Consider the following 26,844-nt stretch of genomic DNA (forward strand, 5'->3'; position numbering starts at 1 on the left):
ATGTCGATGGTGGCGACCAGGAACCACTTGCCGCCCCGGAACACCAGGTCGGATTCGCCCTTGCGGTGCTCGACCAGCTGCTTGAGCGCCGCCGGTGAGCAGAGGAACCGCAGGTTCTTCACCCGGCCCGCAAGGGTCCAGATCGAGACCGTCCGAGCGTCGTACTGCCAGGAAAGACACCGGTCGTCGTAGGTGTGCGCCGCGTCCGGGCGGAAGACGACCGGCTTGGACTCCGCCCTGCGACGCCGGTTCGATCCCTCGGGGCCGAGGTTCCCGGCCCGGATATTCGCCCGCAGCGTCGCATACGCGTCCACCACGCGCTTGATGGCGTGCTGCGCCGCCTGCGCCCCCAGGCCACGGGCCTTGAGTTCGCCGTAACACAGCTTCCGCAAGGGTGTCTGGCGGCCCTTGAGCCCGTGGTGCTCGAACGCCACGGCCGACACCCAGTTCGCCGCGCTGTTGACCGTGCGCAGGGTCGCCTCAAGGGCCGGCGCCTGCATGGCATCCGGCATGAGACGAACCTGCACAACGAGTTTCACGGATGTAACTCCATCATCGTGTCTATGTCACCAAGGTGGGAACCAAACCCCGATATCCGCAGGGGTCGTAGCGTCGTCTACATTCTTCACGCACATCTGGTCTTCACTCCGAAGTACCGGCGTCACGTCTTCGCCGGCGAGATCCTGACCCGCTGCGAGGAGGTCATGCGCGAGGTGTGCGCGAAGGCCAACGCGGAACTACGCGAGTTCAACGGCGAGACCGACCATGTCCATCTCCTTGTGCACTACCCGCCTCAAATCAAGCTCTCCGCCCTGGTCGGCAGCCTCAAGGGCGTGTCCGCGCACTATCTCCGCAAGGAGTTCCCCGACCACATCCGCAAGTACCTGTGGGGCGACCACCTCTGGTCACCCTCGTACTTCGCCGCCTCCTGCGGTGGCGCCCCGTTGGCGATGGTCAAGGAGTACATCGAGAACCAGAAGCGACCCGACTGAGCGCGGCGCCGTGGTGGGAGCATTCCGGAGCGATACGGCGGCGCTCCGCGCCGCCCGACTCAGGATGCAATTCCTCCCGAGCCCGGAAGGGCCGGGGTTCCTTGCAAGATCATGCTGAACCCGGGTGCCCACAGCGGGGGCGGGGCGGCTCAGCCGGAGCCGAACCGCTCCCAGAGCCGGGGAAAGCGTTCGGCCAGCGCCGCGTCGTCCTCGAAGCGGACGGGCGCGCCCTGCGGCTCGGAGGCCTGCGGCGGAAGGCCGAGGTCCGGCGTGACGACGCCGGTGAGCTGTTCGTACGCCTCGTCGGCCGCATAGCCGAGATCCTCGGCGTCCCCGTCGATCTCCTCGTCGAACTCGTCGAGCAGTTCGGCGAGGCTGTCCGGATCGTGCACCGCCCCCTCGAAGACCTCCCGCCCCTGGCCGATCAGCCAGCACCGGAAGAAGTCGAAGGCGTCGTCGCTCGCGCCGCCGAGCAGCACGGCGGCGGCGCCCCACAGGTCCCAGTGGTACGCGCGGTTGTAGCGGGCCTCGAAGTGCCGGGCGAAGTCCAGCACGGATTCCGGATCGAGCTGCACCAGCCGGTCGACGAGCAGGTCGGCATGGTCCTCGGGGTCGCCCTCGGCGGCCTCTCGGGTGCTGTCGATGATCTCCCAGAACTCCGTCTCGTCCATCACGGGTCAAGCATCGGCCTTGGTGGCAGGCGATGCACGCGGAGACACGAAGCCTTCAGCGATAGAGGCCGCTCAGCCGTTCGGCGGCAGCGGCGAAGCGGTTCCGCAACGCGGGCGGTTCGAGGACCTCCAACTCCGGTCCCAGGGACAGCAGCTGGTCGTACGCGACCTCCAGGGACTCCACGGGCAGGGTGACGGTGCGCCACCCGCCGGTGCCGGGCGGGCCGGCCGCGTCCAGTGCGTCCTGGACCGCCGAACGGTCCATGGTGTGCGGCAGTCGGCCTACCCCCGCCTTTGACACCCGTACCGTCACCTCGGTCCGCAGGATGGAGCGGGCGAACCGCGCGGCCTGCTCGTCCCAGAAGCCCGGCAGATCGAAGTCGTCGTCGCGTACGAACCGTCCGTCCGACACGGCCACGGCGGTGAAGCGGTCGATCCGGTACACCCGGAATTCCGTCCCGGCGCGGGCGCACACGTACCAGACCCCGGCCTTGAGAACGAGTCCGTACGGCGCCAGCTCCCGCTCGACCTCACCGCCCGCACCGCCGCGCCGGTAGCGGGCGCTGACCATCCGGTCGTCCCAGACGGCCTCCGCGACGGCGGGCAGCAACTCCGGCGTGACGGGCTCCTGATACCAGCCGGGTGCATCCAGGTGGAAGCGCCGGGCGGCGGTGTCGGAGGCGTCCCGCAGCGAGGGCAGCAGCGCGGCGGACACCTTGAGCCGGGCGGCGGACGCGGCGTCCTGGAGCCCCATCTCGCGCAGCGCGGACGGCAGCCCGGAGAGGAAGAGCGCCTCGGCCTCGTTACGGGCCAGCCCGGTGAGCCCGGTCCGGTACCCGCCGACGAGCCGGTACCCGCCGGCCCGGCCCCGGTCCGCGTACACGGGAACCCCCGCCTCGGAGAGTGCCTGGGCGTCGCGGGCGACGGTCCGTTCGGACACCTCCAGCTCCCGGGCGAGCTCGGCGGCGGTCATGGCGGACCGGGACTGGAGGAGCAGCACCATCTTGATGAGCCGGGCAGCACGCATGGGCCCAAGTGTGCCGTGCCCTCGATCGCCGGCAGGCTCGAAGATGCCCTCGACCGCCGGGCGGGCTCGAAAATCAAGCCCGCCGACGGGGTCCCTCCCATGCCTTCAAGGCTATGGGGGGAGATTGAGGGCAAAAGGCCGGCCGGGTACACCCGGCCGGTGTCACCTCACAGCCCGTACTTCTCCCGGGCCTCCTTGACCGCGGACGCGGTCACCTCGCCGCGCCGCGCCAGCTGGGCCAGCGCCGCGACCGTGATCGACTGCGCGTCGACCCCGAAGTGGCGGCGGGCCGCGTCACGCGTGTCGGACAGACCAAAGCCGTCCGTGCCGAGCGAGGACCAGTCCTGCTCCACCCACTGGCTGATCTGGTCCGGCACCTGCCGCATCCAGTCGCTGACCGCGAGGACCGGGCCCGGTGCGCCTTCCAGCGCCTGGGTCACGTACGGCAGCCGCTGCTCGCCGTGGAGCAGCGCCTCGTCGCACTCCAGCGCCTCGCGGCGCAGCTCGCCCCAGGACGTGGCGGACCAGACGTCGGCCGTGACACCCCAGTCCGCGGCGAGCAGTTCCTGGGCCTCCAGGGCCCAGTGGATCGCCGTGCCGGAGGCCAGCAGCTGCAGGCGCGGCGCATCCGCCGTGGCGGGCGTGCCCTCCTTGAAGCGGTAGAGGCCCTTGACGATGCCCTCCTCGACGCCTTCCGGCATTGCGGGCTGCGGCTTCGGCTCGTTGTAGACCGTCAGGTAGTAGAAGACGTTCTCGGCCTCGGGGCCGTACATCCTCCGCAGACCGTCCTTGACGATGACCGCGATCTCGTACGCGAACGCCGGGTCGTAGTTGAGCGACGCCGGGTTCGTGGCCGCGATCAGGTGCGAGTGGCCGTCCGCGTGCTGGAGCCCCTCACCGGTCAGAGTGGTCCGGCCCGCGGTGGCGCCGACGATGAAGCCCTTGCCGAGCTGGTCGGCGAGCTGCCACATCTGGTCGCCGGTCCGCTGCCAGCCGAACATCGAGTAGAAGATGTAGAAGGGGATCATCGTCTCGCCGTGCGTCGCGTACGACGTCGACGCGGCGATGAAGTCGGCCATGGCCCCGGCCTCGGTGATCCCCTCGTTGAGGATCTGGCCGTCCTTGGCCTCCCTGTAGTACATCAGCTGGTCGCGGTCGACCGGCTCGTACGTCTGGCCCAGCGGCGAGTAGATACCGGCCGACGGGAACAGCGACTCCATGCCGAAGGTACGGGCCTCGTCCGGGACGATCGGTACCCAGCGCTTGCCGGTCTCCTTGTCCCGCATCAGCTCCTTGGCCAGGCGCACGAAGGCCATCGTGGTGGCCATCTCCTGCTTGCCGGACCCCTTCTTCAGCGCGGCGAACGCCCGCTCCTCCGGCTCGGGCAGTGCCACCGAGTGCACCCGGCGGGCCGGGGCGGGGCCGCCGAGGGCGGCGCGGCGCTCCTGGAGGTAGCGCACCTCGGGGGAGTCGGCGCCCGGGTGGCCGTAGGGCACCAGGCCGTCGTCGAAGGCGCTGTCCGGGATCGGGAGTCCGAGCAGCTCGCGCATGCCCTTGAACTCGTCGACCGTCAGCTTCTTCATCTGGTGGTTGGCGTTCTTGGACTCGAAGCCCTTGCCGAGCGTGTAGCCCTTCACCGTCTGGGCGAGGATCACGGTCGGCGCGCCCTTGTGCTCGACGGCCGCCCTGTACGCCGCGTACACCTTGCGGGCCTCGTGGCCGCCGCGGGAGGTGTAGAAGCACTCGGCGATCTTCGCGTCCGTGAGCAGTTTCGCCAGCTCGGCGAGGGCGGGCTCGGCGCCGAAGAAGTGCTCGCGGATGTACGCGACGTCGCGGGTGGCGTACGTCTGGAACTGGGCGTCCGGGACCTCCCGGAGCCGGCGGACCAGCGCGCCGGTGGTGTCCAGCTGGAACAGCTCGTCCCAGGCGTTGCCCCAGAGCGTCTTGATGACGTTCCAGCCGGCGCCGCGGAACGCGCCCTCCAGCTCCTGGACCACGCGGAAGTTGGCGCGGACCGGGCCGTCGAGGCGCTGCAGGTTGCAGTTGATGACGAAGGTCAGGTTGTCGAGCCGCTCACGGGCCGCGAGGGCGAGGGCCGCGGTCGCCTCGGGCTCGTCCATCTCGCCGTCGCCGAGGAAGGCCCAGACGTGCGAGTTCGACGTGTCCTTGATGTTGCGGTTGGCCAGATAGCGGTTGAAGCGCGCCTGGTAGATGGCCGAGAGCGGGCCGAGGCCCATCGACACGGTGGGGAACTCCCACAGCCAGGGCAGCCGCCGCGGGTGCGGGTAGGACGGCAGACCGTCGCCGCCCGACTCCTGGCGGAAGTTGTCGAGCTGCTGCTCGCTGAGCCGGCCGTCGAGGAAGGCGCGGGCGTAGATGCCGGGGGAGGCGTGGCCCTGGATGTAGAGCTGGTCGCCGGAGCCGTCCCCCTCCTTGCCGCGGAAGAAGTGGTTGAAGCCTGTCTCGTACAGCCAGGCTGCCGAGGCGAAGGTGGCGATGTGGCCGCCGACGCCGAACCGGGAGCCGCGGGTGACCATCGCGGCCGCGTTCCAGCGGTTCCACGCGGTGATCCTGGACTCCATCTCCAGGTCGCCGTCGAACGCAGGCTCGGCGGCGGTCGGGATGGAGTTGACGTAATCGGTCTCCAGCAGCTTGGGCAGCGCGAGACCGGCGCCCTCGGCGTGCTGCAGCGAGCGGCGCATCAGGTACGCGGCGCGGTGCGGGCCCGCGGCCTTGGTGACGGCATCGAGGGAGGCCGCCCATTCGGCGGTCTCCTCCGGGTCACGGTCCGGGAGCTGGTCGAGCTCGCTCGGAAGCTTTCCTACGGGGTCGGTCATGATCGCCGCCTTCCGGAGAGGAGGGGGGTGGAGAAAGGCCCTGACTGGCAGGACAGGGCGATGGGGCCGGTGGGCCCGCGGAGTGAACTGTAAAACGCTGATCGATGATCGATCAAAGGATGAAGGGCAAAACTTCTCGATATGAAGAAATTGGCATCCGGTGCCCTGTTTCACGGCACGGAGTGACATCAGAAATAGGATGAATCCGGGCGCTCGCCTGCACGGCTGAGCGCCCGACCACGCAACTGCGTACCTGCCTCAGGCGCGCGGCGCGCATCCCAGGACATGCGCCTTCACCAGCACACCGATGTCCGGGTCCTTGCGCAGGAACGCGTCGATGAGTGCCTCGTGCTCCTCCGCGTACGACTTCTGCACCGTCCCCAGCCACCGGATCGAGAGCGCCGTGAACACCTCGATGCCCAGACCCTCCCAGGTGTGCAGCAGTACGGCGTTCCCGGCGGCCCGCACCAACTCCCGGTGGAACGCCACCGTGTGCCGCACCTGCGCCTCGCCGTCGGCCAGCCGGTCGGCCTCGTACAGCGCCGCCACATGCGGCGACAGCCGCGAGCAGTCCTCGCCGAGCGCCGGAGCCGCCAGCTCTGCCGCGATCTGCTCCAGACCGGCCCGTACCGGGTAGGACTCCTCCAGATCGGCGGCGGTCAGATTCCGGACCCGTACGCCCTTGTTGGGCGCCGACTCGATCAGCCGGAGGGTCTCCAGCTCCCGCAGCGCCTCGCGTACGGGCGTCTGGCTGACCTCCAGCTCGGTGGCGATCCGGCGCTCCACGATCCGCTCGCCCGGCTTCCAGCGCCCGCTGACGATCCCGTCCACGATGTGCTCGCGGATCTGTTCGCGCAGCGAGTGGACGACGGGCGGGGTCATGAGGGCTCCTTCGGGGAAACCGGTGCTGCCGATCCGACCGGTGCGGGCGAGGCAACCGGTGGTGTCTGAGGGCTGTCCCGTCATCCCTGGCGGGCGCACGACGACAGCTACGGCACCTCGCTGCGTTGTCGGAACACCCGAATACGCCCAGTATGAGGGCGCTCCTCCACCTTGCGATGCACCGCATCCGACGCCGTGCGCTGATCCGCCAGGGAATACGGGACAGCCCTTAGACAATACGGCGGCGCCCCCGCCCGGAAGGGTTCCGGTCGGGGGCGCCGCTGGTGAGGCTGGTTACAACCGTGGTGCTCAGAGGCCGAGCTCGACCTCGAACTCGCCGGCCTCCAGGATCGCCTTGACCGCAGTCAGGTAACGGGCGGCGTCCGCACCGTCCACCAGACGGTGGTCGTAGGAGAGCGAGAGGTACGTCATGTCGCGGACACCGATGACGGTGCCCTCGGCGGTCTCGATGACCGCCGGACGCTTGACGGTGGCACCGATGCCCAGGATGGCGGCCTGGTTCGGCGGCACGATCACGGTGTCGAACAGCGCACCGCGCGAGCCGGTGTTGCTGATGGTGAAGGTGGCACCGGACATGTCGTCCGGGGTCAGGCCGCCGCCGCGGGCCTTGCCGGCCAGCTCGGCGGTCTTCTTCGAGATACCGGCGATGTTCAGGTCGCCCGCACCCTTGATGACCGGCGTCATCAGACCCTTCTCGGCGTCCACGGCGATGCCGATGTTCTCCGAGTCGAAGTACGTGATGGTGCCCTCGTCCTCGTTGATCCGGGCGTTGATGACCGGGTGGGCCTTCAGCGCCTGGGCCGCCGCCTTCACGAAGAACGGCATCGGGGACAGCTTGACGCCCTCACGGGCGGCAAAGGCGGCCTTCGCCTGGTTGCGCAGCTTCATCAGCTTCGTGATGTCGACCTCGACGACCGAGGTCAGCTGGGCCTGCGAGTGCAGCGCCTTCATCATGTTGTCGCCGATGACCTTGCGCATGCGGGTCATCTTGACCGTCTGACCGCGCAGCGGGGACGCCTCCAGCTTCGGCGCCTTCGCGGCTGCCGGGGCAGCCGCGAAGGGGGCCGGAGCGGCAGCGGCGGCCTTGGCGGCCTCCGCGGCGGCGACGACGTCCTGCTTGCGGATACGGCCACCGACGCCGGTGCCCTTGACCGCACCGAGGTCGACACCGTTCTCGGCGGCGAGCTTGCGGACCAGCGGCGTGACGTACGCACCGTCGTCGACGGAGGCCGCAGCCGGAGCCACCGGGGTGACCGGAGCCGGAGCAGCGACCGGAGCCGGGGCCGGGGCGGCCACGGGCGCCGGGACGGCGGGCGCCGCCGGGGCCGGAGCGGCCACCGGGGCGGGGGCAGCGGCCACCGGAGCCGGAGCGGCCGGAGCCGGAGCGGCCACGGGGGCCGGAGCGGCCGGAGCCGGGGCAGCCGCCGGGGCGGCACCCGCGGCACCGATGACGGCGAGCTTCGCGCCGACCTCGGCGGTCTCGTCCTCGGCGACCACGATCTCCAGCAGCACACCGGAGACCGGGGCGGGGATTTCGGTGTCGACCTTGTCCGTGGAGACCTCGAGCAGCGGCTCGTCCTCCGTGACCTCCTCGCCGACCTCCTTCAGCCAGCGGGTGACAGTGCCCTCGGTGACGCTCTCGCCGAGCGCCGGGAGGGTGACGTCCGTACCGGCGGCGGCACCGGCCGGGGCAGCAGCCGGAGCCGCGGCCACGGGGGCCGGGGCGGCGGGGGCCGCCGCGACCGGCGCCGGAGCAGCCGCGGGCTCGGCGGCCGGAGCCGCGGCCGGGACGGCTGCACCCGTGCCGTCGTCGATGACGGCCAGCTCGGCGCCGACCTCGACGGTCTCGTCCTCGGCGACCTTGATGGACGCGAGGATGCCGGCGGCGGGCGCCGGGATCTCGGTGTCGACCTTGTCGGTCGAGACCTCGAGCAGCGGCTCGTCGGCCTCGACGCGCTCGCCCTCGGCCTTCAGCCAGCGGGTGACAGTGCCCTCGGTGACGCTCTCACCGAGCGCCGGAAGGGTTACGGAAACCGACATGGTTTCAGTTGCTCCTTACGAAAGTGCGGAAGTGGGTCGGTCGTCGCGCCCGGGACTGGATCAGTCGTGGGAGTGGAGGGGCTTGCCGGCCAGGGCCAGGTGGGCCTCGCCGAGCGCTTCGCTCTGCGTCGGGTGGGCGTGGATGAGCTGCGCGACCTCGGCCGGCAGCGCCTCCCAGTTGTAGATCAGCTGGGCTTCGCCGACCTGCTCGCCCATACGGTCACCGACCATGTGGACGCCGACCACGGCACCGTCCTTGACCTGGACGAGCTTGATCTCGCCCGCGGTCTTGAGGATCTTGCTCTTGCCGTTGCCCGCAAGGTTGTACTTCAGAGCGACGACCTTGTCCGCGCCGTAGAGCTCCTTGGCCTTGGCCTCGGTGATGCCCACGGAAGCGACCTCGGGGTGGCAGTACGTCACCCGGGGGACACCGTCGTAGTCGATCGGGACGGTCTTCAGACCGGCCAGCCGCTCCGCCACCAGGATGCCCTCGGCGAAGCCGACGTGCGCGAGCTGCAGCGTCGGGGCCAGGTCGCCCACGGCCGAGATGGTCGGAACGTTGGTCTGCATGTACTCGTCGACGAGGACGTAGCCGCGGTCCATCGCGACGCCGGCCTCCTCGTAGCCCAGACCCTGCGAGACCGGGCCGCGGCCGATCGCGACCAGCAGCACCTCCGCCTCGAACGTCTTGCCGTCGGCGAGGGTCACGCGGACACCGTCCTGCGTGTACTCGGCGCTCTGGAAGAACGTACCGAGGTTGAACTTGATGCCGCGCTTGCGGAAAGCGCGCTCAAGAAGCTTCGAGCTGTTCTCGTCCTCGACCGGAACGAGGTGCTTCAGACCCTCGATGATCGTGACGTCGGTGCCGAAGGACGTCCACGCCGAGGCGAACTCGACGCCGATGACGCCGCCGCCCAGGACGATCGCGGACTTCGGGACGCGGTCCAGCTTCAGCGCGTGGTCCGAGGAGATGATCCGGTTGCCGTCGATCTCCAGGCCCGGCAGCGACTTCGGCACGGAGCCGGTCGCCAGGAGCACGTGGCGGCCCTGGATGCGCTGGCCGTTCACATCCACCGAGGTGGGGGAGGAGAGCCGTCCCTCACCCTCGACGTAGTGCACCTTGCGGGAAGCGATGAGACCCTGCAGACCCTTGTACAGGCCCGAGATCACGTCGTCCTTGTACTTGTGGACGGCCTCGATGTCGATGCCCTCGAAGGTGGCCTTGACGCCGAACTGGCCGGCCTCGCGTGCCTGGTCGGCGATCTCGCCGGCGTGCAGCAGCGCCTTCGTGGGGATGCAGCCGTTGTGCAGGCAGGTGCCGCCGACCTTGCCCTTCTCGATCAGAGCGACGTCCAGGCCCAGCTGCGCTCCGCGCAGGGCCGCGGCATAACCGCCGCTACCACCGCCGAGGATCACTAGGTCGAAAACGGTGCTGGCGTCGTTCGCCACGTCACGTCCTCCATGCATGTGCGCCGTACGCCGGGCCCCGTCGCTGGGGGATGACCGGCCGGTCGGCTGGTGTTCGGCCGCTTTTGTTATTCGGCCCTGTGGTGGGGGGCCCTGTCCTGCCGAGAACCCATCTTCGCACTTGTTGACGGTGGGCGGGACGCGGGGCCCGGATCCGGGACGGACGATCATCCGTTCCGGAAGGTTACTGCTGCGTAGAGATTGGTAGCAGCGGCGCGAAGCGCCGCGGTGGAAGGGTGGTGGTGGGAGACAGGTGGGAGTGCGGATTTCGTTGAGAGCGAAACCTGTGCGCACCGTGCATCGATGCCGACGGGTGAACACGTACGGCCCCGGACGTATGCCCGGGGCCGTACGCACGGAGCATCCTCAGCCGAGGTCCCCGGCAGCGGTGCGCTCCGCCAGCTTCACCAGCGTGCGGACCGCGGAACCGGTGCCGCCCTTCGGCGTGTAGCCGTACGGCGCGCCCTCGTGGAAGGCCGGACCCGCGATGTCCAGGTGCGCCCAGGCGATGCCCTCGCCCACGAACTCCTGCAGGAACAGACCGGCCACCAGGCCGCCGCCCATCCGCTCACCCATGTTGGCGATGTCGGCGGTCGGGGAGTCCATGCCCTTGCGCAGGTCGGCGGGGAGCGGCATCGGCCAGGAGGCCTCGCCGACCTCCTCGGCGATCTCGTGGATGGACGTACGGAAGGCGTCGTCGTTCGCCATGATGCCGAAGGTGCGGTGGCCCAGCGCCAGGACCATCGCTCCGGTCAGGGTCGCCACGTCGACGATCGCGTCCGGGTTCTCCTCGGAGGCGCGGGTCAGCGCGTCGGCGAGGACGAGCCGGCCCTCGGCGTCCGTGTTCAGCACCTCGACGGTCTTGCCGCTGTACATGCGCAGCACGTCACCCGGGCGGGTGGCGTTGCCGGACGGCATGTTCTCGGCGAGCGCCAGCCAGCCGGTGACGTTGACCTGGAGGCCGAGGCGGGCGGCCGCGACGACGGCCGCGAACACGGCGGCGGCGCCGCTCATGTCGCACTTCATCGTCTCGTTGTGACCGGCCGGCTTCAGCGAGATGCCGCCCGAGTCGTAGGTGATGCCCTTGCCGACCAGGGCCAGGGTCTTCTCCGCCTTCGGGTGCGTGTAGGCGAGCTTCACCAGGCGGGGGCCGTGGGTCGAGCCCTGGCCGACGCCCAGCAGACCGCCGAAGCCGCCCTTGACGAGCGCCTTCTCGTCGAAGATCTGCACCTTGATGCCGTGCTCCTTGCCGGCGGCCGTGGCCACGGCGGCGAAGGACTCGGGGTACAGGTCGTTCGGCGGGGTATTGATCAGGTCGCGGGCGCGGTTGATCTCCTCGACGACCGCGGTGGCACGCTCTGCGGCCGCCTTGAACGCCTTGTCGCGCGGCTGGGCGCCGAGCAGGGCGACCTCGGCGAGCGGCAGCTTGGCGCCGTTGCCGTTCTTCTTGTCCTTCGGCGCGAGCTTGTTCTCGCCGCCCTGGTACGCGGTGAAGGCGTACGCGCCGAGCAGTGCGCCCTCGGCGACGGCCTCGGCGTCCTCGACGGACGTGATCGGCAGCGCGAAGCCGGCCTTCTTCGAACCGGTCAGCGCACGCGCGGCGCAGCCGGCGGCCCGGCGCAGTGCCTCGCCGTCGAACGCCGCGTCCTTCTCCGGGGCCGGACCGAGTCCGACCGCGATGACGACCGGGACCTTGAGGCCGTCCGGTGCGGGGAGCTTGGTCACTTCGCCCTCGGCACCAAAGGCGCCCAGGGTCTCCAGGACGGTGGCGAGCTTTCCGCCGAACGCCTTGTCCACGGCCTCGGCGCCCGGTGCGACGACCGGGCCCTTGGCTCCCTTGGCGACGCCGACGACAAGTGCGTCGGCGCGCAGCGTCGCCGCACCGGCAGTGCTGAGAGTGAGAGCAGTCACGGTGGTGAAATCTCGCTTCCGTTGAGTTCGTTGTCGGTCGAGGGGTGGGCCGACCGTGCCCGGCGCATCGTAGACGCCGCCGCAATGTGCCGGGAATGAGCCTACGCGCGCCTTTGCTGCGGGATCACGGCGGCGGGCCGTCTGCGGCCCGTTCCGGCGGTACGGCTCCGGCCCCCGGCCGGCCCGGTCGGGGGCTGCGATGGCGGAACCGGCCCGGGAAGCAGGGTCACCGTGTGGAGTACGAGGTGCCGGTGGCATGGTTCTGCCCGGAGTCGACGAGGCTGCGTCTGAGCTCGCTCCGCAAGAAGTACGACCTGGGCACCTGGCGCCGGAGCTGCACGGCGGGCCCGTCCGCGGATTGAGGAGAAGACGGAAACGGGCCGCCCCGCACCCCCGTCCGCCTACCCCAGGGCCAACGTCACCAGCGCCGCCGTCGCCGCCGTCTCCGCGACCGCCCCGAAGACATCCCCGGTCACGCCCCCGAACCGCCGCACACAGTGCCGCAGCAGCAGCTGCGCGCCCATCAGCCCGGCCACTACGGCAAGGCCGTGGTGCAGCGCGCCGTACCCGCCGAACACCGCCCCCGCCCCCGACCCCACGGCCACCACCGCGACCGTCACAGCCGCCGCCGCCCCCATCGGCACCGTTCCCGCCACCGCTGCCCCCAGCCCCTCCGGCCGGGCCGGAGGCACGCCCTGACGGGATGCCAGCGTGAGCGCGAGGCGGGCGGTGACCCCCGCGACGACCGCCGCCACCGCGCCGTGCGCCCAGCCCTCCCCGTACAGCTCATGGAGGACCGCGACCTGGGCCAGGAGGACGAACAGCAGGGTGATGACACCGAATGGCCCAATGTCCGACTGCTTCATGATGCGCAACGCGTCCGCCGCGGGCTTGCCGCTGCCGAGCCCGTCCGCCGTGTCGGCGAGTCCGTCGAGGTGCAGCCCCCGAGTGAGGGCCGCGGGCACCGCGGCGGAGGCGACCGCCGCGAGCAGCGGCCCGGACCCGAGCAGCAGCAACAGTGCGCCGGGGACCGCCGCGAGCAGCCCCACCACCAGACCGGCGAGCGGGGCGCTCAGCATCCCGGCACGGGCGGCCCCGCGGTCCCAGCGGGTGACGCGGACGGGGAGCACGGTCAGGGTGCCGAAGGCGAAACGTATGCCGTGGCTGTTCAGGGAGGTCACGGCGCGCAGGCTAATCCCTCGGCCGGACCGCTAGATTGGCCGAAACGCTGCAAAGCACTGCAAAGGCGGATCAACGGGAGTGGTGGCATGGGTCACTGGTTCGATCAGAACTTTGTCGAGCCGGGGAAGCTGCCCCTGCTTCTCGCCCTGGCCGCCTTCGTGCTGACCTTCGCCATCACCCGTCTCATCACCCGGATGATCAGGTCCGGGAAGGGGCCGTTCCGCAACATCACGCCCGGCGGGGTGCACGTCCACCATGTGGTGCCCGGTGTGGTGCTGACGGTGATCGGCGGCTTCGGCGCGGTCTCCAGCGGACGGTACGGCGTCGCGGCGGGCGTCTGCGCGGTGATCTTCGGGACGGGCGCGGGACTGGTGCTGGACGAGTTCGCCCTGATCCTCCATCTCGACGACGTGTACTGGTCCGAACAGGGCCGCCAGAGCGTCGAGGTCGTCGTCCTCACCGCGGCGCTCGTCCTGCTCCTCCTCGGCGGCTTCTCGCCGCTCGGGGTGAACGAACTGACCAGCGATCAGCAGCAGGGCCGGCTCGGCATCGTCCTGACCCTGCTGATCAACTTCTGCTTCGTACCGATCGCCCTGTTCAAGGGCAAGGCGCGGATGGCGGTGATCGGCACCCTGGTGCCGTTCATCGCCCTGTTCGGGGCGATCCGGCTGGCCCGGCCGACGTCGATGTGGGCGAAGAGGTTCTACCGCAACCGGCACCGCGCCCGTTCCAGGGCGATGCTGCGCGCATATCACCACGACCGGCGCTGGGTGGGGCCACGCCGCAGGTTTCAGGACCTCATCGGCGGAGCGCCGGACCGGGACCGGCTTCCCACGCCCAAGTCCTGATCGCTGCGGGCGGACAGTTGCCGACGCCGGTCGTGCCGGGCGGTGAGACCGCACAGGATCAGCACCGCGGCGATTGCCGCCAGGTGTTCCTTGCCCGCCAGGTTGTTCTTGAAGATCACTTCGATGACCATCACCGCGATCACCACCGCCCCGGTGCGCCACGCCCGGTAGGCGTGGCACACATAGACCGCGAGCCCGACCACCGCCGCCGACGGTCCGGTGTCGACGACCTGCGCGTCGGATGCGGGCAGTCCGAACAGCCCATCGGGGCCGACCGCGACGCCGGTCCGTGCGTACAGTGTCCCGGCCAGCGTGGCGACGTACGCGATGAGCAGCGTGCGCCGTCGTCCGAGACAGACCTCGGCGGCCCCGAACACCACGAGCACCTGCGCCAGCGCACCCCACACCGGCAGATCGAGCGCGGGCACGAACAGCGACAGCGGGGTACGCAGCAGGGCGGTCCACAGCGGGTCCTCGGCCCGCACCGAGCCGAGGACCTGCACCGGACGGAAGCCCCACGGCTGGTTCTGCACCGCATGGAGCAGCGCCGTCAGGCCGACCGCGGCCAGCGTCATCGGGACCGCGCGCAGCCGGGAACGGGTGAGCACCCCGTGTACGGTCGAGAACAGCGGCCCCCACTCGCGGCGGGCGGCCTCGGGCAGCGCCGCCATCGGTCTCATCTACGGGTCGCCAGGTGCGAGCGGTGCAGCCACTTGGGCAGTCCGGGCGCCTCCAGGAACCCTTCGGCGCGGCCCGCGGCGATGCCGATGCGCAGCAGGTCGGAGCTCTTCTCGAAGAGCATGAAACGCGGCTCCCAGATCGGTCGGTACTTGGCGTTGGCGCGGTAGAGCGACTCGATCTGCCACCAGCGCGAGAAGAAGCTGAGCAACGAGCGCCACAGCCTCAGCACCGGTCCCGCGCCCAGCCGCGACCCCCTCTCGAAGACCGACCGGAACATTGCGAAGTTGAGCGACACCTGTGTGATCCCGATCTCTTCTGCGCGCTGGAGGAGTTCGATGACCATGAACTCCATCAGACCGTTCTCGGCGTTCCGGTCACGGCGCATCAGGTCCAGCGAGAGACCGTTCGGGCCCCAGGGCACGAAGCTCAGTACGGCGCGCAATTCGCCGGGGCCGCCCGCTCCTTCGCCTTGCTCCTTCTCCGTCGAGTCACGGCATTCGAGCATCACGCACTGGCCGTCCGCCGGATCGCCGAGCCGCCCCAGCGCCATCGAGAAGCCGCGCTCGGTCTCGCCGTCGCGCCAGTCGTCGGCGCGTCGCACCAGTTCGGCCATCTCCTCGTCGGGGATGTCGGAGTGGCGCCGGATGGTCACCTCGTACCCGGCGCGCCCGATCCGGTTGTACGCCTGGCGGACGGTCCGCATCGCCCGTCCTTCGAGGGTGAACTCGGCGGTCTCCACGATCGCCTCGTCGCCGAGCTCCAGCGCGTCGAGCCCGTGCCGGGCGTAGACCGTGCCACCCTCCTCGCTCACTCCCATCACCGCTGGGATCCAGCCGTGTTCGCGGGCCTCGGCCAGCCATGGTTCGATCGCGCCGGGCCAGGCCTCCAAGTCGCCGATCGGATCACCGGAGGCGAGCGAGACCCCGCCGACCACCCGGTAGGTGACGGCCGCCTTCCCGGTCGGCGACCAGACGACGCTCTTCTCCCGGCGCAGTGCGAAATAGCCGAGCGAGTCGCGTTCGCCGTGCTTTTCGAGGAGGGCGCGGAGCCGGTCCTCGTCCTGCGGGGTGATCGGGTCGACGGCCCGGCGTGAGCGGAACGCCACGTACACGACGGCGATCAGCAGCAGGGTGGAGAGGATGTTGATGACGACATTGGCCCAGCCGGGCACGGTGATGCCGGGGAAGCGGGCTTCGTCGGTCGCGACCGAGATCAGCCGCAGCGCGCCGTAGCGCCAGCGGTCGAGGAAGGTCGACCGGTACTCGTCGTGCGCCGTGTTCGTGACGGTGACCAGCAGGGTGGCGATCAGCGAGGTGACCAGCAGCCCGCCGACGGCGACCACGGCCGCCAGCTTCGCGTTGGACCGGTCACCCTTCGCGTAGAACTCCCGCCGGCCCAGGATCAGCGCCACGACGAACGCGGCTGTCAGCGCCAGGGAGATCCAGTTCTGCGGGTACTGCCGGATCTCGGGAAAGACGATCACGAAGGCGAAGAGCAGGAGCAGGAGGCCGCTCAGCACCATGTTGACGATCCAGGCGGCGCGCTTGCGCCGTCGCATGGTGATCGCGAGGAAGAGGGCGACCACTCCGGAGGAGAAGCCCGCGGTGAGCAGATAGGGCGTGAAGTAGTTCTCGGTGTTGTGCCGACGCAGGTCCTGACCGAGCGTGACCCAGACGGCGCTCAGGAAATTGATGAACGACACGATGCGCAGATACCAGATGGTGAATGCCGCACTGCGTCGTGAGCGGACGGTGCTCCGCCGGGCGTCCTGGCTGACCAATCGGACCTCTCCCATGAAAACCGATCATATGGTGCATCGGACTCCATGAGGAGGCCTGGTGCGGCCGGTGTCCAGTGGTCGGCGGCCGCAGCGCAGCAGGGTCCGTCAGTCGTCGTCCGTGTCGGTCTTCGAGGCGTTGTCCTCGTCGGCCGGCGCACGCTCGGGCAGCTCCGCCGCCAGCGCGGCGGCGGCCTGCACGAGGGGAAGCGCCAGCAGCGCTCCGCTCCCCTCGCCCACGATGACTCCGTGGTCCAGCAGCGGGTTGAGCGCCATCCGGTCCAGCGCCTTCGTCTGTGCCGGCTCGCCGCTCACCTGACCGGCCAGCCACCAGTCCGGCGCCCGGAAGGCGGCCCGCTGAGCGACCAGCGCGCATGCCGACGAGACCACGCCGTCCAGGATCACCGGCAGCCTGCGCACCGCGCACTGCAGCAGGAACCCCGTCATCGCCGCCAGGTCCGCGCCGCCGACCGTGGCCAGCAGCTCCAGCTGGTCGCCGAGGACCGGCCGGGCCCGCCGCAGCGAGTCCCGGATCGCCGCGCACTTGCGCATCCAGGCGAGATCGTCGATACCCGCGCCGCCGCGCCCGGTGACCACCGAGGCGTCCGTGCCGCACAGGGCCGCGATCAGGGTGGCCGCCGCCGTGGTGCCACCGACGCTCAGATCGCCGAGCACCACCAGATCGGTGCCCGAGTCGGCCTCCTCGTCGGCGATCGCGATGCCCAGACGTACCGCCTGCTCGGCCTCCTCGGCCGTCAGCGCGTCCTCGATGTCGATCCGGCCGCTGCCGCGCCGCACCCGGTGACGTACGACCGGCTCGGGCAGCAGCTCCGGCTCGCAGTCCAGGCCGGCGTCGACGATCCGCACCGGTACGGAGAACTGGCGGGCCAGCACGGCCAGCGGCGTCGCGCCCTCCAGCGTGGCCCGGACGAGCTCGTGGGCGGTCCCGGCCGCGCGGCCGGAGACACCGAGCTCGGCCACCCCGTGATCACCGGCGAAGAGCACCACGCGCGGCTGCAGGATCGGTTTGACCGGCACGGCCTGCTGGGCGGCCGAGAGCCACTCGCCCAGCTCGTCGAGCCGGCCGAGGGCGCCCGGGGGCACGATCTGCCGCTCCCGGCGTTCCTCGGCGTCGCGCCGTACGCCGCCGTCGGGGCGTTCGATCAGGTCGGAGAAGTCGTCCAGATTCACGGGGGTCTGCCTCGCGGGTCGTTACGTGGTGTGGGCCGGTGAGCCCGGCGGCGGGCTCATTGCGGAACAGTACCTGCCACGATTCTGACGCCTCATCAGTGCGGCGGCCGGCCCTCAGAGCCTGTCGGTGGCCTCTGACCTGGCGGCCACGCCCTGGCACGCACGCTTCCCGCGTTGCCGAAATGCCCTAGTAGCTCCTTCCCCAAGCTCTCAGCTTCGTTCGAGCAGGGGAGACCCCATCCGAGGGCCTTCCGGCGCCTTGGAATCGCACGCACCAGACCGCGTCCGCTATCCGATCGAAGGCCACCCGACAGGCTCTCAGGCCCCGAAGCGCAGCAGCGTCATCGCGGGGGTCAGCGTCCGCATCCCCGGCGTCAGATGCTGGAGCCGGATCAGTTCTCCCATCGCGCCCCGCCCCCGCGGCAGCCCCAGCGCGCGCACCTCGGTGATGTTCGGATGCGCACTGCGCAGCTTCTTCCGCTCGCCCGGGTTCATCGCCCAGTGCATCGGCGGGACGGTCATGGAGCCGACTTTCGACTTCCCGGCCACCGTCCCCTTCGCCGGCCGGCGCGCCATCGAGTCCAGGACGAGCACCCCGCCCGGCAGCCGTTCGGCGCAGGTCGCCAGGATCTTCCGTACCTCCCAGGGCTGCAGATACATCAGCAGCCCCTGCGTCGTGACGATCACGCCCCGGCCCGCAGGGTCCTCGATCTCGTCCAGCCAGGAGAGATCGGTCGCCGACCGGGAGAGCGTCCGCAGCCGGTCCGAGGAGGGCAGCAGCGCGCGGCGCAACGCTGCCACCTGGGGCAACTCCACGCTCAGCCAGGTGAGCCGCCCGTTGTCGACCCGCCAGAAGCCGGTCTCCAGACCGTCGCCGAGCGCGACGACGGTGGCCTCCGGATACCCGCGCAGATAGCCCTGCACCGTCAGGTCGAAGCAGCGTGAGCGCAGCGCCTGCGCCTGCGAGTGGAAGGCGTTCGGCCGCCCGAAGCGCTCCTCGAAGGGGTAGTCGAGGTCCGCCATGAGCTGCAGCGCCATCGGATCGTCGATGACGGGATAGGGCTGCCCCGCCTCGTACGCCCGGTTGTAGAGCGTCCAGAGCAGGGTCTCCGGAACGCCTTCCAGCATCGGCCTCACTCGCGCCATGTCCGCTCCCTTCCTGCTGCTGATCCTGTGGCGATGCGGGTCAGCCGCGCAGCGTCAGCGCCTGACCGGCCACCACCAGCAGCACGTGCTCGCACTCGTCGGCGAACGCGGCGTTGAGCCGCCCCAGCTCGTCCCGGAACCGCCGGCCGGCGGCTGTCGCGGGCACCACGCCCGAGCCGGCCTCATTGGTCACGGCGACGACCGTACGCCGCGTTCCGCGCACCGCGCCGACCAGTTCGGTGATCCGCTCCCGCAGCGCACTCTCGCCGCCGTCCGCCCACGCCGCGTCGTCCCAGGCGTTCACCCGGTCCATCGCGTCCGTCAGCCACAGCGACAGGCAGTCGATCAGCAGCGGCGGCCCGTCCGACTCCAGCAGGTCCACCAGCTCACAGGTCTCCTCGGTGCGCCAGGCGGCCGGTCTGCGCTCCTGGTGCAGCCCGACCCGGGCCATCCACTCCGCGTCGCCTTCGCGGCCGCCGCCGGTCGCCACGTACACCACCTCGGGGAAGGTCTCCAGCCGCCGCTCGGCCTCCACCGACTTCCCGGATCGCGCACCGCCCGTCACCAGCGTCCGCCGCGGGACATCCGGTACGGCGTGGTATTCGCCGACCACCAGTGTCGTCCCGTCCGGCACAGTCCGGGCGCCGGCCGCCGCGAGCCGCCGGTCCAGCTCGGGGCCGGTGGGCGCGTCATGGTCCAGATGAACGGCGATGACCTCGGTGGCCGGCCCGATCGCTTCGACGGCCCGCAGCCTGGCGATGGCGTCCGGGCGTCCGGTCACATCACCGACCACCATGTCGTACGGCTCCGCCACCCGGTCCGTGAGACCGGCGGGGGCCGCCCCCGGCGGCATGTACAGCAGCCGCGCGCCCTCCGGGGACGTCACCTCGTACCCGGTCCCCGGCGCGTCCATCGGCACCGCCCGGATCCGGTGCCCGCTGATCAGCGTCAGCACCCGCCCGTCCGGCACCCGTCCGGCCGGGGGCAGCCCGGCGGGCAGCTCCACGGCGGGCCCGTCGTGCGGATGGGTGAGCAGCACCTGCCGTACGCCGGTCAGTGAATGACCCGCGCGTGCGGCGGCGAACACGGCCCCCGGGGTGAGATCGAGCAGCAGCGCGTCGTCGACCAGCAGTGCGGTCGCGGCGCGCGCCCACACCCCGCGGGCGGTGGCGCAGGCGGCGCACGGACATTCGGGGCGCGGCAGCCCGTCGGGGGCTCCGGTGCCGAGCAGTGTCAGTTCCACGCTCCGATCCTCCCGCGTCCCCGCACCGACTGCGCGACCAACCCCATGGATCTCGGTCCGAAAGACCCCAGGCACTAGGCTGCGGGCAGCAACGCGACCCAGGAGGCGGACATGGCGTGGACGTGGCGGTTCGAGAAGTCCGACGGTACGGAGACGGAGCCGGCCCTGCAGCCGGAGGAATTCACGACCCAGGGCGATGCGGAGTCATGGATCGGTGAGTTCTGGAAGGAACTCCTGGACGGCGGGGCGGACCAGGTGACCCTCTTCGAGGACGCGACGAAGATCTACGGCCCGATGAGTCTCCAGGCCGACCAGGGCTGACCCCCGATACGGGCGCACGAGGGCCCCGGGCGCCGTTCCTCGGCATCCGGGGCCCTCGCACGGCAGCGGTCAGATCTCGCCCAGCGTGACGACCGCAGTCCTCTCCACAGCGTCGCGCAGATAGGTCACCTTGACCTTCTGGCCCGGCTTGTCGTTGGCCAGCGTCTCGGCCAGCTCCGTCATCGTCGTGACCCGTGTGCCGCCGATCTTCGTGACGATGTCGCCGACCCGCAGTCCGGCCTTGTCCGCGCCGCCGCCCGCCGTGACGGTGACCAGCGCGATTCCGAACGGCTGGTAGTTGTCGTCGACGACCGTGCGGCCGGTGATGTTCAGCGCCGCCCGGCCCGAGTCGGTGACCTTGCCGCTCTTGATGATCTGGTCGGCCACCGTCTTCACCATCGAGACGGGGATCGCGAACCCTATGCCCGGTGCCGCGCCGTTCATCTGCGGGTCCGTCGCCGCCAGCGTCGGAATGCCGATCACCTCACTGTTCAGGTTCACCAGCGCACCGCCGCTGTTGCCCGGGTTGATCGCCGCCGAGGTCTGCACCATGTTCGCGATGGTCGCCCCGGTGCCACCTTCCGTCCGGCTCTCGCTGACGGTCCGGCCGACCGCCGACACGATGCCCTGGGTGACGCTGCTGGACAGTCCGAGCGGCGAACCCATCGCCAGCACTATCTGGCCGACCTCGACCTTGTTCGTGTTGCCGAACTTCGCCGGCTTCAGCCCGCTCGGTACGTTGTCGAGCTTGATGACGGCCAGGTCCTGCTCCGGATAGGTGGCGACCAGCGAGGCGCCCAGCACCTTCTCGCCGGTGGCGACGGTGACCTTGAACGTCTTCTCCTGGCCGACCACATGGGCATTGGTGATGATATGGCCCTTGCCGTCGTAGACGATGCCGGATCCGAGACTGTTGGCGGCTTGGATCTGTACCACGGAGGGCAGCACATTCCTGATGACGGCCTGGTACTCGGCCTGCAGGTCACCTGCGGCCTGGGAAGTCGCATGCGGCGAGGCCGACTTCGTGGCATCGGCGCTGGCCGAGCCCGAGTCCGAGCAGCCGGACACCAGGGCTATGGCACAGACACCTGCGGTCAGAGGCAGCAGCAGCCGGTACAGACGGCCGCGCGAGTGGGAAGCATCCATGTCTGAAGCATTGCTTTTAACCCCATTGGCGGCCTGTTGGGTTCGGCCGATCGGGTGACGCCCGCTCCTCGTTCATCCCTCAACCATCCCCAGGGATTTCCGGCGGATCATGCCCGGGGTCGCGAGGCCCGGCACGGCACCTCGCGGCGCTGCCGATACGTCGGAACAGCTCGCTGCCTGGACGCTCCGGCGCCTTGCGATGCACCGCACCGGGCGCCGTGAACTGTCCGGCCCTCGTCCGGACGCCCTCTAGTGCCGTGGCCGGCAGTGTTCGCCCCATGAGGAGCGTCGTCCGGTGCGTGCGATCGCAAGGCGGCCGGACGTCCTTGTAGGGGAGCCACCAGGGCTTTTGGCCAACGCGGCGAGCGGGCGTGCTGGGCGGTGCGACGGGGCAGAGCTTGCCGGGAGGGGCACTAGCCGCGCACCCCGCACAGATGCAGCAGCGCGGCAACCCGGCGGTACGGGTCCGTCCGTCCGGCCCGGTCCTCCGCGGCCAGCACCCGGTCGAGTTCCGCGGCGGCCGGCAGCTCCACGTCATCGCTCACCTGGTCCGTGAAGACCCGCACCCCGTACCAGGCGCGCAACGGCGCCGCGATCCCGGCGAGCGTGGCCGTGAGGGCATCCAGCCGGTCGGCGCGGACCGTCAGGCCCAGCCGGTTGGTGTACGTATCCGTGTCGAACGCGGCCAGTGCCGTGTCCCAGTCACCGGCGGTGCCGGGCCGCATCGCCAGCGCGTCGCCGTTCCGTACGAGCAGCGAGAGCAGCCCGCCGGGCGCCAGCATCCGGGCCAGTCCCGCCAGCAGCGCGTCCGGCTCCCGGATGTACATCAGCACGCCGTGGCAGAGCACCACGTCGAAGCTGCCCGGCAGGAAGTGCACGCCCGTGTCCAGGCCGTCGCCCTCGATCAGCCGGACCCGCTCCCGGATGCCCGCGGGCTCGTCCCCGAGCGCCTCGCGGGCGGCCCTCAGCATCTCGGCGTCGGACTCCAGGCCGGTCACCGTGTGGCCGGCCCGGGCCAGCCGCAGCGCCTGCGTGCCCTGTCCCATGCCGACATCGAGGACCCGCAGCCGCTGGCCGACCGGGAAGCGCGCGGCTATCTGCTCGTCGAGCTGCCGGGCAACGAGCTCCTGGCGGACGGTGTTGCGCAGCCCGCCGAGCCCTCTGAGCCACGCCGAGGAGGCCCCGGTGAACCCGTAGTCCCTGGAGTCCCTGAAGAGGGCACCGTCCGGCAGGCCTGCGGACGGACCGCCGACCGAGCCGGAAAGCTCCGCACTCAGGGCCGCTCTCCGCGCTTGACCTGCGGCTTCGGCAGACGGAGCCGACGCATCTGAAGCGTACGCATCAGGCCGTAGGCGACCGCGCCGCGCTTCGGCGTATCGGGGAAGCGTGCGTTCAGCTGCTTCTTCAGCCGGAACGCGAGACCGATCGAGTCGATGACGATCAGCACGATCACGGCGAGCCAGAGCAGCAGCGAGATGTTCTGGATGTTCTGCACCTGGATCACGCTGAGGATCAGGATGATCACCGCGAGCGGCAGGAAGAACTCCGCGATGCAGAAACGCGAGTCCACGAAGTCGCGGACGAACCGCCGCACCGGACCCTTGTCACGGGCCGGCAGGTAGCGCTCGTCGCCGCTGGCGAGCGCCTCGCGCTGTTTGGCCATGTCCACCCGGCGCGCTTCGCGCTGGCGCTTCGTGGCCTCCTTGCGGTCGAGCGGCGCGCCACTGGAGGCACGACGGCGCTGCGACTGGGCATCGCTGCGCTTGGGGGTGGGGCGACCTTTGGGGGCCTGCGGGTCGCGGGGCTGCGTGGAGAGGTCCGCCGTCACCTTGGTGGCGGGGGCCTTCTCATCCTTCGAACGGCTACGGAACACAAAACCCAAGGGTACGGGGTCGGCCGCGACGACCCCAGCCCGGTCGGGAACGATCCGGCAACGGCCTACGTCCTTCCAGGTGTCCCGAGAGGGGCAGAACGGACGTTGCCACCGCTTTCCCGACGGCCACCTACTCCCTGGGCCGGAGCGGTAACCGGGGGCAGTCGTCCTTGGGGAGGACCACATCCGTGCTCGAACAGTGCGGTAATAGAGACAGGGCCCGTACTGTGGGTTCTGTTGGAGTGCTGGAGCCCAGTCCGTCAGAAGGGGGCGCGCGAAGCCCATGAGCGGTGTCATGAAGCGTATGGGGATGATCTTCCGCGCGAAGGCAAACAAGGCCCTTGACCGGGCCGAGGATCCGCGCGAGACCCTCGATTACTCGTACCAGAAGCAGCTGGAGCTGCTTCAGAAGGTGCGCCGCGGTGTCGCCGATGTGGCGACCTCGCGCAAGCGCCTGGAGCTGCAGCTGAACCAGCTGCAGGGCCAGACGTCCAAGCTGGAGGACCAGGGCCGCAAGGCGCTCGCGCTCGGCCGCGAGGACCTGGCCCGCGAGGCGCTGTCCCGGCGCGCCGCCCTCCAGCAACAGGTCACCGACCTGGAGACGCAGCACACGACGCTGCAGGGTGAGGAGGAGAAGCTCACTCTCGCGGCCCAGCGGCTGCAGGCCAAGGTCGACGCCTTCCGTACGAAGAAGGAGACCATCAAGGCCACCTACACCGCCGCCCAGGCGCAGACCCGGATCGGCGAGGCGTTCTCCGGGATCTCCGAGGAGATGGGCGACGTCGGCCTGGCGATCCAGCGGGCCGAGGACAAGACCCAGCAGCTGCAGGCACGCGCCGGTGCGATCGACGAGCTGCTCGCCTCCGGCGCTCTGGACGACCCGACCGGGACGGCGAAGGACGACATCGCCGCCGAGCTGGACCGGATCTCCGGTGGTACGGATGTGGAGCTGGAGCTGCAGCGCATGAAGGCCGAACTGGCCGGCGGTTCCACCCCGCCACAGGCCATCGAGGGCGGCCCGCAGGACGCCGCCCAGCAGCAGTCCTCGCAGTCCCCGCACAGGTTCGACAAGCAGTAAGGCGGACGTCATGATCGTTCGGATCATGGGGGAGGGCCAGGTAGCCCTGGCCGACAGCCACTTCGCTGAGCTCAACAAGCTCGACAACGAGCTGCTCGCCGAGATGGAGAGCGGCGACGGCCCCGGCTTCCGCGCCACGCTCCAGGCGCTCCTCGCCAGGGTGCGCGAGCTCGGCACACCTTTGCCCGACGACTCCCTGGAGCCGTCCGAACTGATCCTGCCGTTGCCGGACGCCACCCTCGAAGAGGTACGCGACATGCTCCGCGACGGCGGTCTGATCCCCGGCTGATGCCGGTCGCTCCAGCATCCGCACGCACTGTGCCCCGTGTCCGGTCCGCCGGCCGCGGGGCACGGTTCTGCCCGGATTTTCGAGTTCTGCGTGCGGTCCCGGCCGCGGGCGGACCGTATCCGTGCGCGACACGCCGTACCGTAGCTTGACGTGACCCCCCTCGGAACCGGGTTCCTGCGCGTCCGGCGCTGGCTGCGCGACCATCCCCTCGCGTTCGACGGTGCGCTCGCCGTGGCCGTACTCCTTGCGATGATCGCCGGATCGTTCACCGACCCGAACGCGCCGAACGGGCCCAGCTTCGGCACCCGCACGCCCGAGGCGGGCAGCGTGGTCCTGATGGTGCTCGCCGCCGCCGTGCTCGCCCTGCGGCGTCGCAACCCGATGGCGGTGCTGGCCGCCACCGGTGGGCTGTCCATCGTCGAGTTCGTGCTGGTGGACCCGCCCGCCCCGGTGGTCATGAGCGCGGTCATCGCGCTCTACACGGTCGCCGCATCCACCGACCGGCCCACCACCTGGCGGGTCGGCCTGCTGACCATGGCCGTGCTGACGGCGTCCGCGATGGTCTTCGGGGCGTCCCCCTGGTACAGCCAGGAGAACCTCGGGGTCTTCGCCTGGACCGGCATGGCCGGCGCCGCAGGGGACGCCGTCCGCTCCCGGCGGGCGTTCGTCGACGCGATCAGGGAACGCGCCGAACGGGCCGAACGCACCCGCGAGGAGGAGGCCCGGCGGCGGGTCGCCGAGGAACGGCTGCGAATCGCCCGCGATCTCCACGACGTCGTCGCCCACCACATCGCCCTGGTCAATGTGCAGGCCGGGGTCGCCGCCCACGTCATGGACAAGCGCCCCGACCAGGCAAAAGAGGCACTCGCCCACGTCCGGGAGGCCAGCCGCTGCGCACTCAACGAACTCCGCGCCACGGTCGGGCTGCTACGCCAGTCCGGCGACCCGGAGGCGCCGACCGAACCGGCACCCGGTCTCGCGGTCCTCGACGAACTCGTGGAGACGGTCCGGCGCGCCGGGCTCCCGGTCGAGGTCTGCGTCGACCGCAGGCCCCCGCTGCCCGCGGCCGTCGACCTGGCCGCGTACCGGGTGATCCAGGAGGCGCTGACCAATGTGCGCAAGCACGCGGGCTCCGGGGCGAAGGCCGAGGTCAGTGTCGTACGGGTCGGGGCGACGGCCGAGGTCACGGTCCTCGACAACGGCATGGGCAGCCCCGAGGGCGCGGGCGCCGGAGCCGACGGCGGCGGCCACGGTCTGCTCGGTATGCGCGAGCGCGTCACCGCCCTGGGGGGCACCCTCACGGCCGGGCCCCGCTACGGCGGTGGATTCAGGGTTCATGCGATCCTGCCGGTCATGGCCCGCACGGGAGAGCCGGGGACACCGGGCATGGCGGGCCGGACGGGGGAAGGCGCATGACACCACCACCCATCAGGGTCCTGCTCGTCGACGACCAGGCGCTGCTGCGCAGCGCGTTCCGGGTGCTGGTCGACTCGGAGCCCGACATGCAGGTCGTCGGCGAGGCGGCCGACGGAGCGGAGGCCGTGGCGCTGACCCGTTCGACGCGCGCCGATGTGGTGTTGATGGACATCCGGATGCCCGGTACGGACGGACTGGCCGCGACCCGGATGATCAGCGCCGACCCGGAGCTGGCGGACGTACGCGTCGTCATGCTCACCACCTTCGAGGTCGACGAATATGTGGTGCAGTCGCTGAGGGCCGGTGCCTCAGGCTTCCTCGGCAAGGGCGCCGAACCGGACGAATTACTCAATGCCATCCGTATCGCCGCGGGTGGCGAGGCGCTCCTCTCGCCGGCCGCCACCAAGGGACTGATCGCCACCTTCCTTGCGCAGGGCGGCAGTTCGGACGGTGAGGGGCCGAGCGCCGCAGAGTACTCCGAGCGGCTCGACGCACTCACCGGCCGCGAACGAGAGGTGCTGGTCCTCGTCGGGGGCGGGCACTCCAACGACGAGATCGCCGAGCGTCTCGTCGTCAGCCCACTCACCGTCAAGACCCATGTGAACCGGGCCATGGCGAAACTGGGCGCCCGCGACCGGGCCCAATTGGTCGTATTTGCTTATGAATCGGGCCTGGTGCGCCCACGGGTGGAATGAAGGGTGGAGAAGCGGCGTACTCCACCTGCGGTATGCGCCACATAAGAAAGTGACCCTGGGGTCGACGCTTCCGCCCCTGTGGATGAGCGATGGTGTAGCTGGGCCGGGTC

24 protein-coding genes and 1 pseudogene are annotated in these 26,844 nt (G+C 70.5%); 8 read left to right on the forward strand and 17 right to left on the reverse strand.

Translation table 11 applies throughout. From position 1 onward, the window contains the following. A pseudogene (locus tag ACWD6R_RS26265) lies at positions 1-512 on the reverse strand (RNA-guided endonuclease TnpB family protein); the annotation flags it as partial. Positions 513-563: 51 nt separating this feature from the next. Here ACWD6R_RS26265 and tnpA point away from each other — a divergent pair. Beyond that, on the forward strand, positions 564-992 hold the full coding sequence (gene tnpA / locus ACWD6R_RS26270; RefSeq protein WP_451820954.1) for an IS200/IS605 family transposase: 429 nt from the start codon (positions 564-566) through the stop codon (positions 990-992). 149 nt (positions 993-1,141) lie between these two features. Here tnpA and ACWD6R_RS26275 read toward each other — a convergent pair whose 3' ends face one another. The 7 genes from ACWD6R_RS26275 to ACWD6R_RS26305 form a co-directional block, all read right to left on the reverse strand. Further along, the gene (locus ACWD6R_RS26275) at positions 1,142-1,663 is read right to left on the reverse strand and encodes a DUF4240 domain-containing protein (RefSeq protein WP_451820990.1); all 522 of its coding nucleotides are present in this window, start codon (positions 1,661-1,663) and stop codon (positions 1,142-1,144) included. 55 nt (positions 1,664-1,718) lie between these two features. After that, a complete protein-coding gene (locus tag ACWD6R_RS26280) occupies positions 1,719-2,690 on the reverse strand; it encodes a helix-turn-helix transcriptional regulator (protein ID WP_451820955.1) in 972 nt (323 codons plus the stop codon). Between the two features lie 167 nt (positions 2,691-2,857). After that, positions 2,858-5,527, reverse strand: coding sequence for a pyruvate dehydrogenase (acetyl-transferring), homodimeric type (aceE, locus tag ACWD6R_RS26285; protein ID WP_451820956.1), 2,670 nt, complete (start codon positions 5,525-5,527; stop codon positions 2,858-2,860). A 258-nt stretch (positions 5,528-5,785) separates the two neighbouring features. Then, positions 5,786-6,409 (reverse strand): GntR family transcriptional regulator, encoded by a 624-nt coding sequence (locus ACWD6R_RS26290; protein ID WP_359118397.1) that lies wholly within the window; start codon positions 6,407-6,409, stop codon positions 5,786-5,788. 309 nt (positions 6,410-6,718) lie between these two features. After that, complete coding sequence (gene sucB, locus ACWD6R_RS26295) at positions 6,719-8,470, reverse strand: 2-oxoglutarate dehydrogenase, E2 component, dihydrolipoamide succinyltransferase (RefSeq protein ID WP_451820957.1); 1,752 nt, start codon at positions 8,468-8,470, stop codon at positions 6,719-6,721. A gap of 60 nt (positions 8,471-8,530) precedes the next feature. Further along, entirely contained in the window at positions 8,531-9,919 is a 1,389-nt protein-coding gene (lpdA, locus tag ACWD6R_RS26300) for a dihydrolipoyl dehydrogenase (RefSeq protein ID WP_451820958.1), read from the reverse strand. Positions 9,920-10,303: 384 nt separating this feature from the next. After that, entirely contained in the window at positions 10,304-11,848 is a 1,545-nt protein-coding gene (locus ACWD6R_RS26305) for a leucyl aminopeptidase (protein WP_451820959.1), read from the reverse strand. A 233-nt stretch (positions 11,849-12,081) separates the two neighbouring features. Between ACWD6R_RS26305 and ACWD6R_RS26310 the strand changes: the two genes are divergently transcribed. Then, positions 12,082-12,210 (forward strand): hypothetical protein, encoded by a 129-nt coding sequence (locus tag ACWD6R_RS26310; RefSeq protein ID WP_451820960.1) that lies wholly within the window; start codon positions 12,082-12,084, stop codon positions 12,208-12,210. 39 nt (positions 12,211-12,249) lie between these two features. Here the strand turns inward: ACWD6R_RS26310 and ACWD6R_RS26315 are convergent, their stop codons facing one another. Continuing rightward, positions 12,250-13,029, reverse strand: coding sequence for an adenosylcobinamide-GDP ribazoletransferase (locus ACWD6R_RS26315; RefSeq protein WP_451820961.1), 780 nt, complete (start codon positions 13,027-13,029; stop codon positions 12,250-12,252). A gap of 87 nt (positions 13,030-13,116) precedes the next feature. Here ACWD6R_RS26315 and ACWD6R_RS26320 point away from each other — a divergent pair, with 87 nt between their 5' ends. Further along, a complete protein-coding gene (locus tag ACWD6R_RS26320; protein WP_451820962.1) occupies positions 13,117-13,878 on the forward strand; it encodes a hypothetical protein in 762 nt (253 codons plus the stop codon). Here ACWD6R_RS26320 and ACWD6R_RS26325 read toward each other — a convergent pair. From ACWD6R_RS26325 to ACWD6R_RS26345, 5 genes are all read right to left on the reverse strand, one after another. After that, complete coding sequence (locus ACWD6R_RS26325; RefSeq protein WP_451820963.1) at positions 13,821-14,558, reverse strand: hypothetical protein; 738 nt, start codon at positions 14,556-14,558, stop codon at positions 13,821-13,823. The genes ACWD6R_RS26320 and ACWD6R_RS26325 overlap by 58 nt on opposite strands. Further along, a complete protein-coding gene (locus ACWD6R_RS26330) occupies positions 14,555-16,354 on the reverse strand; it encodes a phosphatidylglycerol lysyltransferase domain-containing protein (RefSeq protein WP_451820964.1) in 1,800 nt (599 codons plus the stop codon). Before ACWD6R_RS26330 ends, ACWD6R_RS26325 begins: the two co-directional genes overlap by 4 nt. A gap of 90 nt (positions 16,355-16,444) precedes the next feature. Further along, positions 16,445-17,527: a nicotinate-nucleotide--dimethylbenzimidazole phosphoribosyltransferase gene (cobT, locus tag ACWD6R_RS26335; RefSeq protein ID WP_451820965.1), complete on the reverse strand. Its 1,083-nt coding sequence runs from the start codon at positions 17,525-17,527 to the stop codon at positions 16,445-16,447. A gap of 318 nt (positions 17,528-17,845) precedes the next feature. Then, on the reverse strand, positions 17,846-18,673 hold the full coding sequence (locus ACWD6R_RS26340; RefSeq protein ID WP_451820966.1) for a class I SAM-dependent methyltransferase: 828 nt from the start codon (positions 18,671-18,673) through the stop codon (positions 17,846-17,848). A gap of 40 nt (positions 18,674-18,713) precedes the next feature. Beyond that, positions 18,714-19,916 carry a bifunctional adenosylcobinamide kinase/adenosylcobinamide-phosphate guanylyltransferase gene (locus ACWD6R_RS26345; protein ID WP_451820967.1) on the reverse strand — a complete coding sequence of 401 codons (1,203 nt, stop codon included), beginning with the start codon at positions 19,914-19,916 and terminating at the stop codon, positions 18,714-18,716. 111 nt (positions 19,917-20,027) lie between these two features. On the opposite strand from ACWD6R_RS26345, the gene ACWD6R_RS26350 reads away from it, so the two are divergent. Next, complete coding sequence (locus tag ACWD6R_RS26350; RefSeq protein WP_030933634.1) at positions 20,028-20,237, forward strand: hypothetical protein; 210 nt, start codon at positions 20,028-20,030, stop codon at positions 20,235-20,237. Positions 20,238-20,306: 69 nt separating this feature from the next. Here the strand turns inward: ACWD6R_RS26350 and ACWD6R_RS26355 are convergent, their stop codons facing one another. The 3 genes from ACWD6R_RS26355 to ACWD6R_RS26365 all read right to left on the reverse strand — a co-directional run bounded on the left by ACWD6R_RS26355 (position 20,307) and on the right by ACWD6R_RS26365 (position 23,256). Beyond that, positions 20,307-21,383: a S1C family serine protease gene (locus tag ACWD6R_RS26355; protein ID WP_451820968.1), complete on the reverse strand. Its 1,077-nt coding sequence runs from the start codon at positions 21,381-21,383 to the stop codon at positions 20,307-20,309. Between the two features lie 413 nt (positions 21,384-21,796). Further along, a complete protein-coding gene (locus ACWD6R_RS26360; protein ID WP_451820991.1) occupies positions 21,797-22,531 on the reverse strand; it encodes a class I SAM-dependent methyltransferase in 735 nt (244 codons plus the stop codon). Between the two features lie 125 nt (positions 22,532-22,656). Next, positions 22,657-23,256: a DUF3043 domain-containing protein gene (locus tag ACWD6R_RS26365; RefSeq protein ID WP_451820969.1), complete on the reverse strand. Its 600-nt coding sequence runs from the start codon at positions 23,254-23,256 to the stop codon at positions 22,657-22,659. Between the two features lie 295 nt (positions 23,257-23,551). On the opposite strand from ACWD6R_RS26365, the gene ACWD6R_RS26370 reads away from it, so the two are divergent. From ACWD6R_RS26370 to ACWD6R_RS26385, 4 genes are all read left to right on the forward strand, one after another. Continuing rightward, positions 23,552-24,334 carry a PspA/IM30 family protein gene (locus ACWD6R_RS26370; RefSeq protein WP_366134536.1) on the forward strand — a complete coding sequence of 261 codons (783 nt, stop codon included), beginning with the start codon at positions 23,552-23,554 and terminating at the stop codon, positions 24,332-24,334. A gap of 10 nt (positions 24,335-24,344) precedes the next feature. Continuing rightward, positions 24,345-24,623 carry a PspA-associated protein PspAA gene (pspAA, locus tag ACWD6R_RS26375; protein WP_451820970.1) on the forward strand — a complete coding sequence of 93 codons (279 nt, stop codon included), beginning with the start codon at positions 24,345-24,347 and terminating at the stop codon, positions 24,621-24,623. A gap of 150 nt (positions 24,624-24,773) precedes the next feature. After that, positions 24,774-26,039: a sensor histidine kinase gene (locus tag ACWD6R_RS26380; protein WP_451820971.1), complete on the forward strand. Its 1,266-nt coding sequence runs from the start codon at positions 24,774-24,776 to the stop codon at positions 26,037-26,039. Further along, complete coding sequence (locus tag ACWD6R_RS26385; RefSeq protein WP_451820972.1) at positions 26,036-26,734, forward strand: response regulator; 699 nt, start codon at positions 26,036-26,038, stop codon at positions 26,732-26,734. Before ACWD6R_RS26380 ends, ACWD6R_RS26385 begins: the two co-directional genes overlap by 4 nt. Positions 26,735-26,844: the final 110 nt, after the last annotated feature.

The organism is Streptomyces sp. NPDC005151 (assembly GCF_053599875.1).

Bases quoted from the DNA above. Each gene is read 5' to 3' on its own strand.
- tnpA (WP_451820954.1), top strand. From the start codon at position 564: ATGTCACCAAGGTGGGAACCAAACCCCGATATCCGCAGGGGTCGTAGC.
- ACWD6R_RS26275 (WP_451820990.1), bottom strand. From the start codon at position 1,663: ATGGACGAGACGGAGTTCTGGGAGATCATCGACAGCACCCGAGAGGCC.
- ACWD6R_RS26280 (WP_451820955.1), bottom strand. From the start codon at position 2,690: ATGCGTGCTGCCCGGCTCATCAAGATGGTGCTGCTCCTCCAGTCCCGG.
- aceE (WP_451820956.1), bottom strand. From the start codon at position 5,527: ATGACCGACCCCGTAGGAAAGCTTCCGAGCGAGCTCGACCAGCTCCCG.
- ACWD6R_RS26290 (WP_359118397.1), bottom strand. From the start codon at position 6,409: ATGACCCCGCCCGTCGTCCACTCGCTGCGCGAACAGATCCGCGAGCAC.
- sucB (WP_451820957.1), bottom strand. From the start codon at position 8,470: ATGTCGGTTTCCGTAACCCTTCCGGCGCTCGGTGAGAGCGTCACCGAG.
- ACWD6R_RS26320 (WP_451820962.1), top strand. From the start codon at position 13,117: ATGGGTCACTGGTTCGATCAGAACTTTGTCGAGCCGGGGAAGCTGCCC.
- ACWD6R_RS26325 (WP_451820963.1), bottom strand. From the start codon at position 14,558: ATGAGACCGATGGCGGCGCTGCCCGAGGCCGCCCGCCGCGAGTGGGGG.
- ACWD6R_RS26330 (WP_451820964.1), bottom strand. From the start codon at position 16,354: ATGGGAGAGGTCCGATTGGTCAGCCAGGACGCCCGGCGGAGCACCGTC.
- ACWD6R_RS26340 (WP_451820966.1), bottom strand. From the start codon at position 18,673: ATGGCGCGAGTGAGGCCGATGCTGGAAGGCGTTCCGGAGACCCTGCTC.
- ACWD6R_RS26350 (WP_030933634.1), top strand. From the start codon at position 20,028: ATGGCGTGGACGTGGCGGTTCGAGAAGTCCGACGGTACGGAGACGGAG.
- ACWD6R_RS26355 (WP_451820968.1), bottom strand. From the start codon at position 21,383: ATGGATGCTTCCCACTCGCGCGGCCGTCTGTACCGGCTGCTGCTGCCT.
- ACWD6R_RS26370 (WP_366134536.1), top strand. From the start codon at position 23,552: ATGAAGCGTATGGGGATGATCTTCCGCGCGAAGGCAAACAAGGCCCTT.
- pspAA (WP_451820970.1), top strand. From the start codon at position 24,345: ATGATCGTTCGGATCATGGGGGAGGGCCAGGTAGCCCTGGCCGACAGC.
- ACWD6R_RS26385 (WP_451820972.1), top strand. From the start codon at position 26,036: ATGACACCACCACCCATCAGGGTCCTGCTCGTCGACGACCAGGCGCTG.